This window comes from Nocardioides deserti, assembly GCF_014266025.1.
GTDB classification, from domain to species: Bacteria; Actinomycetota; Actinomycetes; order Propionibacteriales; family Nocardioidaceae; genus Nocardioides; species Nocardioides deserti.
The window spans coordinates 287,130-303,662 of the sequence record NZ_JACMYC010000004.1 but is presented as its reverse complement, the minus strand read 5'-3'; the positions used below and the strand labels follow the sequence as shown (position 1 = coordinate 303,662).

General features: G+C 74.6%; 14 protein-coding genes. 7 read left to right on the top strand and 7 right to left on the bottom strand.

What is annotated here, in order from left to right:
- Positions 1–3: 3 nt before the first annotated feature.
- From H7344_RS09320 to H7344_RS09305, 4 genes are read right to left on the bottom strand one after another with little or no spacing between them, the layout of a single operon-like run.
- Positions 4–876: an SDR family NAD(P)-dependent oxidoreductase gene (locus tag H7344_RS09320; RefSeq protein ID WP_186345736.1), complete on the bottom strand. Its 873-nt coding sequence runs from the start codon at positions 874–876 to the stop codon at positions 4–6.
- The gene (locus H7344_RS09315) at positions 873–1,943 is read right to left on the bottom strand and encodes an ABC transporter permease (RefSeq protein ID WP_186345735.1); all 1,071 of its coding nucleotides are present in this window, start codon (positions 1,941–1,943) and stop codon (positions 873–875) included. Before H7344_RS09315 ends, H7344_RS09320 begins: the two co-directional genes overlap by 4 nt.
- The gene (locus H7344_RS09310) at positions 1,940–2,842 is read right to left on the bottom strand and encodes an ABC transporter ATP-binding protein (protein ID WP_186345734.1); all 903 of its coding nucleotides are present in this window, start codon (positions 2,840–2,842) and stop codon (positions 1,940–1,942) included. The genes H7344_RS09315 and H7344_RS09310 overlap by 4 nt, the downstream gene beginning before the upstream one ends.
- The gene (locus H7344_RS09305; RefSeq protein WP_229706896.1) at positions 2,839–4,263 is read right to left on the bottom strand and encodes an amidase; all 1,425 of its coding nucleotides are present in this window, start codon (positions 4,261–4,263) and stop codon (positions 2,839–2,841) included. The genes H7344_RS09310 and H7344_RS09305 overlap by 4 nt, the downstream gene beginning before the upstream one ends.
- 241 nt (positions 4,264–4,504) lie before the next feature.
- On the opposite strand from H7344_RS09305, the gene idi reads away from it, so the two are divergent.
- The 7 genes from idi to H7344_RS09270 are packed head-to-tail and all read left to right on the top strand — an operon-like array spanning position 4,505 to position 10,171.
- Complete coding sequence (gene idi, locus H7344_RS09300; RefSeq protein WP_229706897.1) at positions 4,505–5,062, top strand: isopentenyl-diphosphate Delta-isomerase; 558 nt, start codon at positions 4,505–4,507, stop codon at positions 5,060–5,062.
- Positions 5,059–6,117: a polyprenyl synthetase family protein gene (locus tag H7344_RS09295; protein ID WP_186345731.1), complete on the top strand. Its 1,059-nt coding sequence runs from the start codon at positions 5,059–5,061 to the stop codon at positions 6,115–6,117. The genes idi and H7344_RS09295 overlap by 4 nt, the downstream gene beginning before the upstream one ends.
- A gap of 5 nt (positions 6,118–6,122) precedes the next feature.
- On the top strand, positions 6,123–7,031 hold the full coding sequence (locus H7344_RS09290) for a phytoene/squalene synthase family protein (protein WP_186345730.1): 909 nt from the start codon (positions 6,123–6,125) through the stop codon (positions 7,029–7,031).
- The gene (gene crtI / locus H7344_RS09285) at positions 7,028–8,605 is read left to right on the top strand and encodes a phytoene desaturase family protein (RefSeq protein WP_186345729.1); all 1,578 of its coding nucleotides are present in this window, start codon (positions 7,028–7,030) and stop codon (positions 8,603–8,605) included. The genes H7344_RS09290 and crtI overlap by 4 nt, the downstream gene beginning before the upstream one ends.
- Positions 8,602–8,958, top strand: a complete 357-nt coding sequence (locus H7344_RS09280) for a lycopene cyclase domain-containing protein (protein WP_186345728.1) — start codon at positions 8,602–8,604, stop codon at positions 8,956–8,958. Before crtI ends, H7344_RS09280 begins: the two co-directional genes overlap by 4 nt.
- A complete protein-coding gene (locus H7344_RS09275; protein WP_186345727.1) occupies positions 8,955–9,263 on the top strand; it encodes a lycopene cyclase in 309 nt (102 codons plus the stop codon). The genes H7344_RS09280 and H7344_RS09275 overlap by 4 nt, the downstream gene beginning before the upstream one ends.
- Positions 9,264–9,265: 2 nt before the next feature.
- Positions 9,266–10,171 carry a prenyltransferase gene (locus H7344_RS09270; protein WP_222130440.1) on the top strand — a complete coding sequence of 302 codons (906 nt, stop codon included), beginning with the start codon at positions 9,266–9,268 and terminating at the stop codon, positions 10,169–10,171.
- 107 nt (positions 10,172–10,278) lie between these two features.
- Here the strand turns inward: H7344_RS09270 and H7344_RS09265 are convergent, their stop codons facing one another.
- From H7344_RS09265 to H7344_RS09255, 3 genes are read right to left on the bottom strand one after another with little or no spacing between them, the layout of a single operon-like run.
- On the bottom strand, positions 10,279–11,031 hold the full coding sequence (locus H7344_RS09265; protein WP_186345726.1) for a glycosyltransferase family 2 protein: 753 nt from the start codon (positions 11,029–11,031) through the stop codon (positions 10,279–10,281).
- Positions 11,028–11,582, bottom strand: coding sequence for a hypothetical protein (locus H7344_RS09260; protein WP_222130439.1), 555 nt, complete (start codon positions 11,580–11,582; stop codon positions 11,028–11,030). The genes H7344_RS09265 and H7344_RS09260 overlap by 4 nt, the downstream gene beginning before the upstream one ends.
- Before the next feature lie 43 nt (positions 11,583–11,625).
- Positions 11,626–16,512 (bottom strand): NAD-glutamate dehydrogenase, encoded by a 4,887-nt coding sequence (locus H7344_RS09255; protein ID WP_308423316.1) that lies wholly within the window; start codon positions 16,510–16,512, stop codon positions 11,626–11,628.
- Between the last annotated feature and the right edge of the window lie 21 nt (positions 16,513–16,533).

Here is a 16,533-nt window from a genome sequence, read left to right as displayed (position 1 = left end):
GCGTCATCCCTTCCGCGCGGCCGCGGAGTCGACGAAGACGCGGTCGAGGGTGGCGAGCAGGGCGTCGCTGGCGCGCGGCGCCACGACGTTGATCACCTCGCCGAACGCGCCGGCGGTCGTGCCGACCGTGAGCGGTCGGTCCTCGAGGGCGCGGACGACCTTCGCGGCGGCCTGCTCGGCGGTGGCGCCGCGGCCGGCGTACGCCTCGGTGGGGGCGGTCATCGGGGTCTGGACGAGCGAGAAGCGCATGTTGGTGAAGGTGACGTTCTCGAAGAACGTCTCCCGCCCGGCGATCCGGCTCCACGTGTCGAGGGCGGTCTTGGAGGCGATGTAGGCGGAGAACTTCGGCGCTTTGACCTGCACGCCCCACGTCACGACGTTGACGACGTGGCCGAACCGCTGCTCGCGCATCGCCGGCAGCAGCCCCAGCGTCAGCCGCACCGGTCCGAGGAAGTTGATCGCCATCGACCGCTCGACGTCGTGGAACCGGTCGTAGGACAGCGCGAGCGAGCGCCGGATCGACCGGCCCGCGTTGTTGACGAGGTAGTCGACCGCGCCGTGCTCGGCCAGCACCTGCTCGACCAGCGCGTCGACGGCGTCGCCGTCGGTGAGGTCGCAGGGGTACGCCGCCGCCCGCTCGCCGATGCGGTCGCGGACCCGCTCGAGCTCCGCGGCCCGGCGGGCGACGAGCAGGACGTGCGCGCCCCGCTCCGCGACGGCGTACGCCGTGGCCTCGCCGATCCCCGAGCTGGCACCGGTGACGAGGACCGTGCGGCCCGCGAGCGGACTGGGCCGGCGCAGCACCCGGCGGGTGACGGCGAGCGGGCCCTGCAGCAGCGGGGTCCCCAGCAGCGGGATACGGGTCGACAAGCTCATGCGGTCTCCCAGCGGAAGATGCGGGCGGCGGCGAGGGTGACGACCACCGCGAAGGCGGCGAGGATCGCCATCGGGACGAGCACCGCGGCCGGCCCCTCACCCCGGACCATGACGTCGAGCATCCCCTCGTTGAGGTGCTTGAGCGGCAGCACGTTCGAGACCGCCTGCAGCCAGCCCGGCGCCGCGGACAGGTCGAAGAACGAGCCACTGAGGAAGGCCATCGGCAGCACGACGATGTTCGCGGCGTTGACGGCGCCCTCGGTGGTGCGGGCGAGCGCGCCGGCGAGCAGCCCGATCGCCATGAAGCACAGCGTGCCGACCACCACCAGCGGCACGGCCGCCCACCACGACCCGCTGAGCGTCAACCCGAAGGCGGCGGCGCCGAGCCCGAGGAAGATCGCCATCTGCACCAGCGCGATGCCGAGGGTGACGGCGACCCGCGCGGCGACGACGGTGCGCGTGGAGACCGGTGCGAGCTGCAGCCGCCGGAGCAGCTTCGTCTGCCGCCAGCCCTGCAGCGTCGCGGCGGCGCCGAACGCCGCGCTCATCGCGACCGCCCAGCCGAGCAGCCCGGGGGTGACGAACTGGATGGTGTCGAGTGACTCGTCCTCGACCCGTTCGGTCTCCAGGGCGAAGCGCGGCGGCTCGCCGGACTGCGCGACGTTGGTGCCGTCGACGAAGGCGCGCAGCGCGCCCTGGGTGACCGCGGCCTTGACCTGGTCGGTCTGGGTGTAGTGCGCGACGAGGGTGTCGCCGCGCATCTCGATCGCGACGTCGGCGTCGCCGCGGCGCACCTCGGCGATCGCGGACGCGAGGTCGTCGGAGCGCGTCACCTCGAAGGTGTCGTCGAACGCGGCGCGGGCGTCGGCGTCCATCTCGTCGAGCAGCGCGACCTCGCCGACCCGCACCAGGTCCACCTCGGACTGCCCCTGGCTGCCGAGCAGTCCGCCGAAGAGCACGAGGAACATCAGCGGGAAGACCATCGAGAAGAACACCGAGGCCCGGTCGCGCAGGAAGCCGCGGACGATGGCGAGCGAGAGGGCGCGGAACGGCGCGAGGCCGGTCATGCGCGGTACTCCCGTCCGGTCAGGTCGAGGAAGACGTCCTCGAGCGTGGCGGTCTGGACGCGTACGCCGTCGAGCCGGTCCTCCGCGGCGAGGCGGGCCACCACCCGGGCGGGGTCGCGGGTCACCAGCACCACGCCGTCCAGCGACTCCACGGCGTCGGCGACCCCGGGCAGCCCGCGCGCCTCGTCCAGCCGCAGCTGGCCCGGCGCGACGGTGATCCGCGCGGGGGCGTCGAGCCCACGGACGAGCGCGGCCGGGGTGTCCATCCGCAGCACCCGCCCGGCGTCCATCACCGCCACCCGGTCGCAGAGCACCTCGGCCTCGTCCATGTAGTGCGTGGTGAGCACGACCGTGCGGCCGGAGTCGTTGATCCCCGCGAGCAGGTCCCACAAGTTGCGCCGCGCCTGCGGGTCGAGCGCGGCGGTCGGCTCGTCGAGGAAGACCAGCTCCGGGTCGTGGACGAGCGCGCACGCGATGGACAGCCGCTGCGCCTGGCCGCCGGAGAGCCCCTCGACGCGGGTGTCGGCCTTGTCGACGAGCCCCACCCGCTCGAGCCACTCGTCACCGCGCGCCGGCGCGACGCCGTACAACGAGGCGAAGGTGTGGATCTGCTCGCGCGTCGTCAGCCGCTCGAAGAAGGACGACGCCTGGAGCTGCACCCCGATCCGCGGCAGCAGGCGCGGGTTGCGCGGCCACACCGGCTCGCCGAGCACCCGCACGGTGCCGGCGTCGGGGCGGCGCAGGCCCTCGACCAGCTCGAGCAGCGTGGTCTTGCCGGCGCCGTTGGGGCCGAGCACGCCGACGAACTCGCCCTCGGCCACCTCCAGGTTGACGCCGTCGACCGCCCGGACGTCGCCGTAGGACACGGCGAGGTCGACGACCTCGATCGCGGCGCTCATGCGACCGCCGCTCCGGTCGAGGGGTCGTACACCGGCGCGACGAGCGGCCACGGGCGGGCGGCCTCGAGCTGGGCGCTCAGGGAGAGCAGGGTGGCCTCGTCGTCGGTGCGCCCGACGAGCTGGACGGCGACGGGCAGGCCGTCGGCGGCCGGGCCGCACGGGACGGCGGCGGCGGGGTTGCCGGCGACGTTCCAGAGCGCGGCGTAGGCGATCGCCGGCATCGCGGCGAGCGCGGAGCGGACCGTGCCCTTGCCATCGATGACGCCGACCCGGGCCGGGCGGTGCGCCACCGCCGGGGTGAGCAGCACGTCGACCCGGTCGAAGACGCGGTTGGCCTTCTCGGAGACCTTCTCGGTCAGCGCGAGCGCCTTGTCGAGGACCGTCGGGGTGACCCACGCGCCGAGGCGGCAGGTCTCCCGCGTGCGACGCTCGAGCCGGTCTGGGTGCTGCACCGCGGCGGCCTCGGCGCGGATCCCGCCGAGGAACTGCGGGACGAACGCGGCGGTCGGGTCCGGGTACCTCGGGTCGACCTCGCGGACGTCGTGCCCGAGGTCCGCCAGCAGCCGGGCGGTGTCCTGCACCGCGCGGACGTGGACCGGGTCGGGCCGGACGCCGAGCGTGACCGGCTTGGTGGTCCACCCGATGCGGAGCCGGCCGGGCTCGCGGCGCGCGGCGTCGGCGAACGACCCGCTGCTCCCCGCCCGCCACCGGTCGCCGTCGGTGTGGCCGCGGACGACGTCGTAGACGAGCGCGCTGTCGAGCACCGACCGCGCGAGCGGGCCGGCCGTCCCGAGCGCGAACCACAGGTGGTCGTGCGGCGCCGAGGTCACCCGCCCCCGCTGCGGCTTCAGGCCGAAGAGCCCGCAGTGGGCGCTGGGGATCCGGATCGAGCCGCCGCCGTCGCCGCCGAGGCCGACCGGCACCATCCCCGACGCCACCGCCGCCGCCGTGCCGCCGCTCGAGCCGCCCGGCGTGCGGGTGCGGTCCCACGGGTTGCGGGTGTAGCCGCGCGAGGAGGACTCGGTGTAGGGCCAGGCGCCGAACTCCGGCATCGTCGTCGTGGCCACCACGACCGCGCCGGCCACGCGCAGCCGGCGCACGACCTCGGCGTCGTCAGCCGCGGGCGTGCTGTTGGCCTCGCCGCCGAAGGTGGTCACGAGCCCCTCGACCGCGAGCTCCTCCTTGATGACGACGGGTACGCCGTGGAGCGGGCCGGGCACGGCGCCGCCGGCGCGGGCGGCGTCGAGCCGGTCCGCGTCGGACCGGGCCCGGTCGGCCACCAGCTGGGAGACCGCGTTGAGCGCCCCGTCGTGCGCGGCGATCCGGGCCAGCGCGGCGTCGACGACCGCTCGCGCGGTGGTCTCCCCGCTCGTCGTGAGCCGCACGGTCTCGGCAACCCCGGCCGTCGTCAGGTCGTCCACGCCGCGCAGCCTAGGGGTGCTCGCGCGGCTGCGCCGCCGGGGCAGCACGGCACTGGTCCAGACCCCACCCAACCGCCGGGCCCACGGTTCCGAACCATCCCGGGAGCACGACCGAGCCGCCTCACCCGAACGCATGAGGGCCAGACCCGCCGGGTAACGGAGGCTCGCACCGATCGTGCGTCGCAACCGGCGCACGCAGCACCGCAGCACCGCAGCTGCACGACCAGGGAGGACGGTGACGGTGTCCGCGACCCCTGATCTCGTCGTGCTTCTCGACGACGACGGCCGCCCGTGCGGGACGGCCCCGCGCGCGACCGTCCACACCACCGACACGCCGCTCCACCTGGCGTTCTCCTGCTACGTCCTCGACGCCGAGGACCGCCTGCTGCTGACCCGCCGCGCGGTCTCCAAGCGCACCTGGCCGGGCGTGTGGACCAACTCCTTCTGCGGCCACCCGCGCCCCGGGGAGGACCCGGTCGACGCGGTCCACCGGTACGCCGCGCACGAGCTCGGGTTCGAGGTCACCGACGTGACGTGCGTGCTGCCGGAGTTCCGCTACCGCGCGGTCGACCCGAACGGCGTGGTCGAGAACGAGCTGTGCCCGGTCTACGCCGCGCGCACCACCGGCCTCCCGCAGCACAACCCCGACGAGGTCGAGGAGAGCCACTGGCTCGACCTGGGCGAGCTCCGAGCCGCCCTGGCCGCCGCCCCCTGGGCGCTCAGCCCGTGGCTGCGCGAGCAGGCCGCCGAGCTCGAGGCGGCCGGCTGGTTCGCCACGACCGCCGGGGCGACGCGGTGACCACGGCCGGTCGCCCCGACGCGCCGACCGGCGACTGGGTCCGGCGCGCGCTCGACGAGCAGCTGGCACCGCCCCCGGACAGCACGCCCGGCTCGGACGAGTCGGCGCTGCAGCGGGCGCTGACCTGCGCGACGGTCGGCGGCAAGCAGTTCCGCCCGCACCTGGTCGAGAGCGTGCACCGGCTGCTCGGCGGACGCCGGCACGACGCCGTACCTCCCGTCGCCGCGGCGCTCGAGCTGCTGCACACCGCCTTCGTCGTCCACGACGACGTCATCGACTGCGACGACACCCGCCGCGGCCGGCCCAGCGCGCCGGGGACGTTCCGCGCGCACGCTCAGCGCGCGGGCGCCTCGGCCGAGGCCGCCGACGCCTACGCGCTCGCCGGGGCGGTCCTCACCGGTGACCTCGCGCTCGCCGGCGCCGTCCGCGCCGTCGCGACCGCGCCCGCTCCCCCGGCCACCGTCGGCCGGCTGCTCGACCTGCTCGACTGCGCCCTGCGCATCTCCGCGGCCGGCGAGCTCGCCGACGTCAGGTTCTCGATGGGGCTGGCCGAGCCGTCGCTGGCCGACGTGCTGACGATGGAGGAGCACAAGACGGCCGTCTACTCCTTCGAGCTCCCCCTGCAGTACGGCGCCGTGCTGGCCGACGCCGACGACGCGGTCGTCACCGGGCTCGGCCGGGTCGGCCGGCAGCTGGGTCTGGCCTACCAGCTGCTCGACGACGTGCAGGGCGTCTTCGGCGACCCGGCGCGCACCGGCAAGTCCGAGCTCGGCGACCTGCGCGAGGGCAAGCGCACCCCGCTGGTCGTCCACGCCCGCACCACCGCCGCCTGGCCGGTCGTCCGGCGCCACCTCGGCGACCCGGACCTCACCCCGGCCGCCGCCGCGGAGGTCCGCCGCGCGCTGGAGGCCGGCGGCTCCCGCGTCTTCGTCGAGGACCTCGCCGCGGGCTACGTGGACGCCGCGACCGCGCAGGCCGCCGAGCTCGGCCTCCCCGCGGAGCTGGTCGCCTGGGTCGGCGACATGTCCGAGACCTTGACGCGGGGAGCAGCATGACCGCCATGGAGTCGACCCCGGGGAGCCCCGACGTGCCGCCGTCGAGCCCGCCGCCCGGCGACAGCCCGGCCGACGACTACGACCGGGTCGCCGAGGCGGCCGCCGCGGTCGTCATCAAGCGCTACTCCACGTCGTTCGGCCTGGCCACCCGGTTGCTCGCCGAGCCGGTCCGCACCCACGTCCGCAACGTCTACGCGATGGTCCGCGTCGCCGACGAGGTCGTCGACGCCCCCCGCCCCGACGGGACCCGCGCCTCCCAGGCCCGCGTCCTCGACACGCTCGAGGCCGACGTCCGGGCCGCCATGCAGACCGGCCACAGCGCGAACCTGGTGGTCCACGCCTTCGGTCGGACCGCCCGCACGTGCGGCATCGAGCGGTCGCTGGTCGACCCGTTCTTCGCCTCGATGCGCACCGACCTCTTCCGTGTCGAGCACGACGAGGAGTCGTTCGCCCGCTACGTCTACGGCTCCGCCGAGGTGGTCGGGCTGATGTGCCTGCGGGCCTTCGTCGCCGACCAGCCCGGCGCCGACGCGGCGTACGAGCGGCTCGCGCCGGGTGCCCAGCGGCTCGGCGCGGCGTTCCAGAAGGTCAACTTCCTGCGCGACCTCGCCGCCGACGACGGCCAGCTCGGCCGCCACTACTTCCCGGGGCTCGACCCGGCGCGCCTGGACGACCGGACCCGCGACCTGCTGCTCGCCGACATCGAGGCCGACCTCGCCGTCGCCGCGCAGGCGATCCGCGAGCTGCCCTCGGGCTGCCGCAACGCGGTGGCGCTCGCCCACGGGCTCTTCGCCGAGCTCTGTGCGCGCCTGCACGCCACGCCCGCCGAGCAGATCCGCCGCGAGCGGGTGCGCGTGCCCGGGCCGGCCAAGGCCCGCGTCGTCGCGCGCACGCTCGTGCGGGGTGCCCGGTGAGCCGGACGCCCGGGTCGGCCGTCGTCATCGGCGGCGGCATCACCGGCCTGGCGACCGCGGCCCTGCTCGCGGCCGACGGCTGGTCGGTCGACCTGCTCGAGCAGCGCGACGAGGTCGGCGGCCGCGCGGGATCGTGGGAGGCCGACGGCTTCCGGTTCGACACCGGCCCGTCGTGGTACCTCATGCCCGAGGTCTTCGACCACTTCTTCGCCATGCTCGGCACCAGCGCGGCCGAGCAGCTCGACCTGGTCCGCCTCGACCCCGGCTACCGCGTCTTCTTCGAGGGCCGCGACGAGCACCTCGACGTCGCGGCGGACCGCGAGGCCAACGTCGCGCTCTTCGAGTCCGTGCAGCCGGGGGCCGGCGCCGCGCTGTCGGCGTACCTCGACTCCGCCCGGCACGTATACGACCTCGCCGTCCAGCAGTTCCTCTACACCGGCTTCGAGTCGACCGCGTCGCTGCTCAGCGCGAACATCCTGCGCAACGGGCCCCGCCTCTCCGGCCTGCTCACCCGCTCGCTGGAGAGCCACGTCGCCGCCCGGTTCGACGACCCGCGGCTGCGGCAGGTGCTGGGCTACCCCGCGGTCTTCCTCGGCACCTCGCCGGAGCGCGCGCCGAGCATGTACCACCTGATGAGCTGGATGGACCTCGCCGACGGGGTGCTCTACCCCCGCGGCGGCTTCACCACGCTGATCGCCGCGATCGCCCGTGTGGCCGAGCAGCACGGCGTGCGGATCCGCACTGGCTGCACCGTCGAGGAGATCCGCACCCGCCCGGCCGCGCGCGGCCGTGCGGTCGCCGAGGGGGTGTCGTACGTCGACCCCACCGGCGCCTGGGAACGGCTCGACGCCGACGTGGTGGTGGGCGCCGCCGACCTGCACCACCTCGAGACCCGGCTGCTGCCGCGCGCGCTGCAGACCTACCCCGAGGGCTGGTGGAAGAAGCGCGACCCCGGCCCCGGCGCAGTGCTGGCGCTGCTCGGCGTCGACGGCGAGCTGCCCGAGCTGGCGCACCACTCGCTGTTCTTCACCTCCGACTGGCGGGCCAACTTCGACGACATCTTCGGCCGCACCCGGCGCGTGCCGGACCCGGCGTCGATCTACGTCTGCCGGCCCAGCGCCACCGACGACACCGTCGCGCCCCCGGGCAAGGAGAACCTCTTCGTGCTGATCCCGGTGCCGGCCGACCCCGAGATCGGGCACGGCGGCCGCGACGGGGCCGGGGACCCCGCGGTCGAGAAGGCCGTCGACGCCGCGATCGACCAGGTCGCCACCTGGGCCGGCGTGCCCGACCTCGCGTCCCGGGTCGAGGTCCGCCGCACCATCGGGCCGGCCGACTTCGCCGACGACCTCGGCTCGTGGCAGGGCGGCGCGCTCGGCCCCGGGCACGTGCTCAAGCAGAGCGCGTTCTTCCGCGCCGGCAACGTCTCGCGCAAGGTCGACGGGCTGTTCTACGCCGGGTACGCCACCCGCCCCGGCATCGGCCTGCCGATGTGCCTGATCTCCGCCGAGCTCGTCCTCAAGCGGCTGCGCGAGGACCGCTCCTCGGGCCCGTCCCCGGAGCCGCGGGCGTGAGCGTCCTCTACCTGCTCTCGATCATCGTCCCGACCGTCTGCATGGGGCTGGTCGACCGGCGGTGGCGGCTGTTCCTCTTCCGCCCCGGCGCGGCGCGGCGGGCGGTGGTCGTCGTGGCCGTCGGCACCGTGGTGTTCCTGGTGTGGGACCTCATCGCGATCGGCGCCGACATGTACCACCGCGGCGAGTCCGACGCGATGACCGGCATCGAGCTCGCGCCCGAGCTGCCCCTGGAGGAGCTGTTCTTCATCGTCTTCCTCTGCTACCTCACGATGGTGCTGCACCAGCTCTTCCGGCTCGTGCTCGCCCGCACGTCCGCGGCAGCACCCGAGCGGGCCCGGGAGTCGGCATGACGTACGCCGGCCTCGCCGCGATCTTCCTCGCGCTCTCCGCCGTGGTGCTCGTCGTGGCGGTCGTGCGCCGCCGGCCGTCGCGGGCCTGGTGGGCGGCGACCGCGCTGACCACCCTCTCGCTGTTCGTGCTGACGGTCGTCTTCGACAGCCTGATGATCCTCGCCGACCTGTTCCGGTACGGCGAGGGCGCGGAGCCGGCGTTCCTGCTCTGGAAGGCGCCGGTCGAGGACCTCGCCTGGCCGCTCGCCGCGGTGCTGGCGCTGCCGGCCCTGTGGCTGCTGCTCTCGAAGGAGGAGGATCGGTGACCGTGACCGCCACCGCACCCGCCGGCCACCGTGAGCCCCGGGGACCGCTGGCCCTCCTCGGGCAGGTCCTCGCGTCCTCCCGCCCGCTCTCCTGGGTGAACACCGCCTACCCCTTCGCCGCGGCGTACCTCCTCGCCGGCGGCGGTGTCGACACCGTCCTCGTGCTCGGCACGTTCTGGTTCCTCGTGCCCTACAACCTGCTGATGTACGGCGTGAACGACGTCTTCGACTACGAGTCCGACATCCGCAACCCGCGCAAGGGTGGCGTCGAGGGCGTCGTGCTCGACCGGTCGGTGCACCGGCTGACGATCGCGCTGGCCGTGCTGTCGAACGTGCCGTTCGTGGTCTACCTGCTCGCCGTCGGCGACGGGCTGTCGCGCGTCGTGCTCGCGGTGAGCGTGTTCGCGGTCGTGGCGTACTCCGCGCCGGTGCTGCGCTTCAAGGAGCGCCCGTTCCTCGACTCGCTGACCTCCAGCACCCACTTCGTCAGCCCCGCCGTGCTCGGCCTCGCGCTGGCCGACGCGCCGGCGGACACCACGACCGTCGCGGCGGTCGTCGGGTTCTTCCTGTGGGGCATCGGCTCGCACGCCTTCGGCGCCGTCCAGGACGTCGTCGCCGACCGCGCCGGCGGCATCGCCTCGGTCGGCACCGTGATCGGTGCCCGCGGGACGGTCTGGTTCGCGCTGGGGGCATACGTCGCCGCCGGCCTCGTCCTGCTCCTGCTCCCCTGGCCCGGCACGCTCGCCGCAGCCCTCGTCCTGCCGTACGTCGCCAACGTCGCCGCCTTCGTCGGCGTCACCGACGAGACGTGCGAGGGGGCCAACGCCGGCTGGCGGCGGTTCCTCTGGCTGAACTACCTCACCGGCTTCCTCGTCACCCAGCTGTTCCTCTGGATCACGCTGCGCTGAGTGCGGGTCGGCGGGCCGTCAGGTTCATCGGGGCCCCGGCGGAACTCACGGTCCCCCGATGACATTTCGTCCGGGCACCGTCAGGTTCATCGGCGCCCCGATGAACCTCACGACCGCCCGCGCGCGAACCGGTCGCGCCACCGCAGCCACGGCGGCGAGACGGCCCAGTTGACCTCGAGGGTGCGGCGGGCGCGGTCCATCCGGCGGCGCAGCTGGGCCCACCCGCGCAGGCTGCGGCCGGAAACGCCGACGGCGAGCAGGGGGTCGAGGCGGATCCGCCGGCCGGGGCCGAGCACGAAGGCGAGGTCCATGTCGTCGTGCAGCTCGGGGTCGTGACGGTGCACGTCGGCGCGGACGACCTCCCACGTCGAGCGCCGCAGCGCCATGCTCGAGCCCCACAGCGCGGTGTGGCCGAGGGCGAGGTGCGTGAGCACGTAGTAGGCACCGAGGTACGCCGCCGCGGCGACGTGCCGCACGCCCCACGGCAGGTCGTGGAACGCGCCGATCCCCGTGGCGGCGTCGAGACCCTGGTCGCTCATCCGCCGGGCCACCCGCTCGACCCAGCGCGGGCCGGGCCGGGAGTCGGCGTCGAGCCGGGCGATCACGTCGCCGCGCGCCTCGTCGTACCCCCGGGCCGCCGCGGGCGGGATGCCCACCGCCGGCTCCTCGACCACCCGCGCGCCGAGCTCGCGGGCGACCGCGGCGGTGTCGTCGGTCGAGCCGTTGTCGACCACGACCACCTCGAGCGGGGCGACCGTCTGGCGGGCGAGCAGCTGCAGGCAGCGGCGCAGCGCGACCGCGTCGTCGCGGGCCGGGATGACCACGCTGACCGTCGGCAGCAGGCGTGAGGAGCGGCTCACCGGCGCGCCCCGCGCAGCAACAGGCCGCTGCCGAGCGCGATCCCGGCGACCAGCGCGCCGACCATCCCGGCTGCCAGGTCACCGATCGTGTCGTCGTACCCCACCTGGATCCGGCTGTCGAGGTAGGTGTGGCCGTACCACTCGCCGAGCTCCCACACCACCGCCAGCGCCGTGCCGGTCGCGGTGGTCAGGACCGCCACGGCCGTCCGGGGGAAGCGCAGCGCGGTCTCGGCGGCCGACGCCGTCCCGACCCGGACGAGCACGAACTGCACCAACGCCGCGATCAACCCCGTGGCCGCGGCGTGCACGACGACGTCGAGCCACGGGACCGCGAGGTACCAGTCGAGCACCGCGGCCCAGGCCGCCACCAGGATCGTGAGGCAGTACGTCGCGTCGAGCGCGGCCGGCGCGGAGAACGCCCGCGGCACCACGGTCCCGCCGAGCACGAGGAAGAACACCGCCCCCGCGATCCCGCCGTACGCCGGCAGGCCGACGAGCAGGCTCACCAGCGCGGCCACCCGCACCATGTCCGCCGCCACCAGCCTGTCCACGCCGGCGAGCCTAGAGGGGCGAGCCGGCCGCCGGGGGCCCGCCTCAGGTCAGCAGCCCCCGCACCACGCGCAGGCCGACGGAGAGCCGGGCGAGGTCGGCGGCGTCGTCGGCGCAGATCTCCTCGAGCGTGGCGGCGGCGCGACCGACGACGGTGCCGTCGGCGTCCTCCCAGGCGGCCACCCGCGCGGGCGCGGAGTCGTCGGCCGACGTGGACCGCAGCACCTGCGCGGTGAGCTGGGCGTGGACGGAGTGGAGGTCCTCGCGCAGCGCCGCGCGCGCCATCGTCTGCCAGCGGTCGTGCCGCGGCAGCGCGACGATCCGCTGGACGACCGCCGGCAGGCCGAGCCGCTCTCCGAGGGTGAAGTGCACCCGCGCCACGTCGGCGGCGTCGAGACCCTCGCGGGACGCCGTCTCCACGATCCCCAGCACGGCGTACGCCGGCGACAGCACCGACACGCGGACGGCCAGGTCCTCCGGCACGCCGCCGCGCACCAGCCGGTCCCGACGCTGCTCCCACGCGACGAGCTCGCGACCGGTCATCAGCTCGGGCAGCCGACCGACGACCGCCTGCACCGGTCCGCGGAACTCGTCGACCGTCGCCTGGCTGTCCAGCGGCGGCCGCCGGTGCGCCACGAGCCACCGGGTTGCCCGCTCCACCAGCGTGCGCATCTCGATCCGCATCCGGGTCTGGACGGCGGCGTCGATGCGGTTGTCGTAGCCCTGCAGCTCCAGGCGCAGCGGCAGCGACGCGAAGACCTCGCGGGCGACGAAGTTGGCCCGGGCCAGGTCGGCGACCTCGGCCCCGGTCTCGCCGGCCAGCCGCGGCACGAACGTCATGCCGGCGCCGTTGACCAGGTCGTTGACCACCTGGGTCACGATGATCTCGCGGCGCAGCGGGTGGGTCTCGACCTGGGCGGCGAAGCCCTCGCGGACCGGCTGCGGGAAGTACGCGCGCAGGTCGTGCTCGAGGTACGGGTCGTCGGGCAGGTCCGAGGCGAGCAGCCGGTCGGCCAGCACGATCTTCGTCCACGACAGCAGCACCGAGAGCTCGGGGACGGTGAGGCCCTCGTGCCGCTCCAGTCGGCGGCGCACCTCCGCGCGCGAGGGCAGTCCCTCGACCTCGCGGCGCAGCACCCCCTCGTCCTCGAGCCGGCGCATCCACTCCTCGTGGACGTGCAGCAGCGAGGGCGCGTGGGCGGCGGCGTTGGCGAGCGCGAGGTTCTGCTCGTAGTTGTCGCGGAGCACCAGCTCGGCGACCTCGTCGGTCATCTCGGCGAGCACCGCGTTGCGCTGCTTGGTCGTCAGGTCGCCGTCGCGCACGACCCGGTCGAGCAGGATCTTGATGTTCACCTCGTGGTCGGAGGTGTCCACGCCGGCGGAGTTGTCGATGAAGTCGGTGTTGATCCGGCCGCCCTCGCCGCCGACGCCGAACCGGGCGTACTCGATCCGCCCCGCCTGGGTCAGCCCGAGGTTGCCGCCCTCCCCGACGCACTGCGCGCGCAGGTCGCGCCCGTCGACGCGGATGGCGTCGTTGGCCTTGTCGCCCGCGGCCGTGTGCGGCTCGTCGGAGGCCTTGACGTAGGTGCCGATGCCGCCGTTCCAGAGCAGGTCGACCGGCGCGCACAGGATCGCGCGGATCAGCTCGTTGGGCGTCAGCCGCTCGACGTCGTCGGGCAGGCCGAGCACGCGGCGCACCTGCTCCGAGACCGGCACGGACTTCGCCGAGCGCGACCACACCCCGCCGCCCTCGGAGATCAGCGAGGTGTCGTAGTCCTGCCAGCTCGAGCGGGGCAGCTCGAAGAGCCGGCGCCGCTCGGCGTACGACGCCGCGGCGTCCGGGTCGGGGTCGAGGAAGACGTCGCGGTGGTCGAAGGCCGCCACGAGCCGGGTGTGCTCCGAGCGCAGCATGCCGTTGCCGAAGACGTCGCCGGACATGTCGCCGATCCCGACGGCGGTGAAGTCCTCGGCCTGGCAGTCGATCCCGCGCTCGCGGAAGTGCCGCTGCACCGAGACCCAGGCGCCGCGGGCGGTGATGCCCATCGCCTTGTGGTCGTAGCCGACCGACCCGCCGCTGGCGAACGCGTCGCCGAGCCAGAACCCGTAGTCCTGGGCCACGCCGTTGGCGAGGTCGGAGAACGTCGCGGTCCCCTTGTCCGCGGCGACGACCAGGTAGTTGTCGTCGCCGTCGTGGCGCACGACGTGGGGCGCCGGCACCGTCTCGCCGTCGACGAGGTTGTCGGTGACGTCGAGCAGGCCGCGGATGAACGTGCGGTAGCACTCCTTGCCCTCGGCCATCCACGCCTCGCGGTCGCCGGCGTCGGGCAGCTGCTTGCAGTAGAAGCCGCCCTTCGCCCCGACCGGCACGATCACGGTGTTCTTCACCATCTGCGCCTTGACCAGGCCGAGCACCTCGGTGCGGAAGTCGTCGCGGCGGTCGGACCACCGCAGGCCGCCGCGCGCCACCGAGCCGAAGCGCAGGTGCACGCCCTCGACGCGGGGCGAGTGCACGAAGATCTCGAACCGCGGCCGCGGCGCCGGCAGGTCGGGGATCCGCGAGGGGTCGAGCTTGAAGGAGAGGTACCGCCGCGGCGCGCCGCCCGGGGCGTCGTCCTCGGGCCGGAAGTAGTTCGTCCGCAGCGTCGCCTCGAGGTGGGTGAGGTAGGAGCGCAGGATGCGGTCGTGGTCGAGGCTGACCACGTCGTCGAGCGCCCGCAGCACCTTGCCGCGCAGCTGCTCCTGGCGCGTGGCGCGGTCCGTGCCGGCTGCGTCGTCGTACGCCGGGTCGAACCGCGTCTCGAACAGCTCGACCAGCAGCCGGGTGAGGTCGACGTTGCCCGCCAGCGCGGCGGCGATGGAGCTGAGGGCGAACGGCGAGCCGCCCTGCCGCATGTAGCGGGCGTAGGCACGCAGCACCGACGCCTGCCGCCAGGTCAGCCCGGCGGCGAGCACCAGCGCGTTGAACCCGTCGGTCTCGCTGTAGCCGTCCCACACCGCCCGCAGCGCGTCCTGCACCAGCTCGCGCGCGTGCGCCGGGAGGTCACCGCCGTGCCGCAGCCCGAACTCGTAGACGTAGGACGGCCGCGGCAGGCCGGTCAGCTCGTAGGGCCGCTCGTCGACCACCTCGACACCGAGCGAGGACAGCATCGGCAGCACGGTGGAGAGCGAGAGCGGCTCGCCGATCCGGTAGACCTTCAGCCGCACCTCCCCGCGACCGGCGTCGAGCTCCTCGTGCAGCGCGAGGTCGATGCCCTCGGTGCCGGGGATCGCCTCCAGCCGCCCGAGGTCGATGGCGGCGGTGCGGGCAGAGAAGTCCTCCTGGTACGCCGCCGGGAACGCGTCGACGTAGCGCCGCGCCAGCGCCGTGCCGGCCTCCTCCCCGTGCTCGGCCAGCACCGCGGCGGTGAAGTCGTCGCGCCAGCTGCGGCTGGCCTCGGTGAACCGCCGCTCGAGGTCGCCGGTGTCCAGGCTCGCCTCGTCGCGGGCCGCGCCCGTCGGCAGGTGCACGACGAAGTGCACGCGCGCGGTGGTCGACTCGTCGATGCGGACGGTGAACTCCACCGACTCCCCCGCCAGCTGGTCGAGCAGGATCGCCGCGAACCGCTCGCGCACCGCGGTGTTGTAGCGGTCCCGCGGGAGGTAGGCCAGCACCGAGACGTAGCGCCCGTAGGTGTCCGGTCGGGCGAACACCCGCACCGCGCGCCGTTCCCGCGCCTGCATCGCCGCCTCGGCGACCGGCGCGAGCTCCTCGACCGGGGTGTGGAAGAGCTCGTCGCGCGGGTAGGTCTCCAGGGTGTTGAGCAGCGCCTTGCCGGCGTGGCTGCGCGGGTCGAAGCCGGAGCGGGCCAGCACCGCGGCCGCCTTCTCGCGCACCAGCGGGATCCGCATGAGCGACTCGGTGTAGGCGGCGCTGGAGAACAGCCCGAGGAAGCGCCGCTCGCCCACGACCTCCCCGGCCGCGTCGAACGTCTTCACGCCCACGTAGTCGAGGTACGCCGGCCGGTGGACCGTGGCGCGCGAGTTGGCCTTCGCCAGCACCAGCAGGGTCTTCTCCCGGGCCCTGGCGCTGACCTTCTCGGGCAGCCGCCCGGAGTCCTCGGACTGCGGCGGGTCGAAGCGCAGGATGCCCAGCCCGGTGCCGGGGTCGGCGCGCAGGTGGTCGTGGCCGTCGCGCTCCTCGAGGTGGTACTCCCGGTAGCCGAGGAACGTGAAGTGCTCGTCGGCCAGCCAGGTCAGCAGCTCGCGGGCCTGCCGGACCTCCTCGGGGTCGAGTGGCGGCGGGTCCTGCTCCAGGCCGGCGACGATCTCGCGGACCCGGGCGTGCATCTTCTCCCAGTCCTCGACCGCCTCGCGGACGTCGCCCAGCACGCGCTGGATGTCGTCCTCGAGCGCCGGGACGTCCTCGTCGTCGGCGACCCGGCCGATCTCGACGTGCATCCACGACTCGCGGACCGCGCCGTCGGCGGGGTCCTTCGAGCCGTCCTCGACCGGCGTGACCGACCGGAGCGCGCCGGTGATGTCGCGGACCACGTCGAAGAGCGGGTGGATCACCACGTGCACGTCGCGCAGCTGCCGGGAGAGCTCCATCGTCAGCGAGTCGACGAGGAACGGCATGTCGTCGACCACGACCTCCACCACCGAGTGCCCACCGGCCGACCAGCCGTGCTCGGCGAGGGTCGGCGTCGTGACGCGCACGGCGGCGCGGCCCTGCGGCCGGTCCGCCGCGAGCCGGTGGTGGGACGCGAGGGCGCCGTACACGTCGACCTCGGTGCGGTCGAGCAGGTCCTCCGGGGCGACGTGGCGGTAGTAGCCGCGCAGCAGCGCGTCGACCGTCTCGTGCGGCGGCCCGCCGCTCCCGCGGCCCGACCTGGCCACCTCGATCGCCCTGCCGATCAGCTCGGCCTTGTCCCGGTCCTGCGTCGCCCTTGACACCTCGATGACCCTAGGCCGTCG

Bases quoted from the DNA above. Each gene is read 5' to 3' on its own strand.
- H7344_RS09315 (WP_186345735.1), bottom strand. From the start codon at position 1,943: ATGACCGGCCTCGCGCCGTTCCGCGCCCTCTCGCTCGCCATCGTCCGC.
- H7344_RS09320 (WP_186345736.1), bottom strand. From the start codon at position 876: ATGAGCTTGTCGACCCGTATCCCGCTGCTGGGGACCCCGCTGCTGCAG.
- H7344_RS09275 (WP_186345727.1), top strand. From the start codon at position 8,955: ATGACGTACGCCGGCCTCGCCGCGATCTTCCTCGCGCTCTCCGCCGTG.
- H7344_RS09290 (WP_186345730.1), top strand. From the start codon at position 6,123: ATGGAGTCGACCCCGGGGAGCCCCGACGTGCCGCCGTCGAGCCCGCCG.
- H7344_RS09310 (WP_186345734.1), bottom strand. From the start codon at position 2,842: ATGAGCGCCGCGATCGAGGTCGTCGACCTCGCCGTGTCCTACGGCGAC.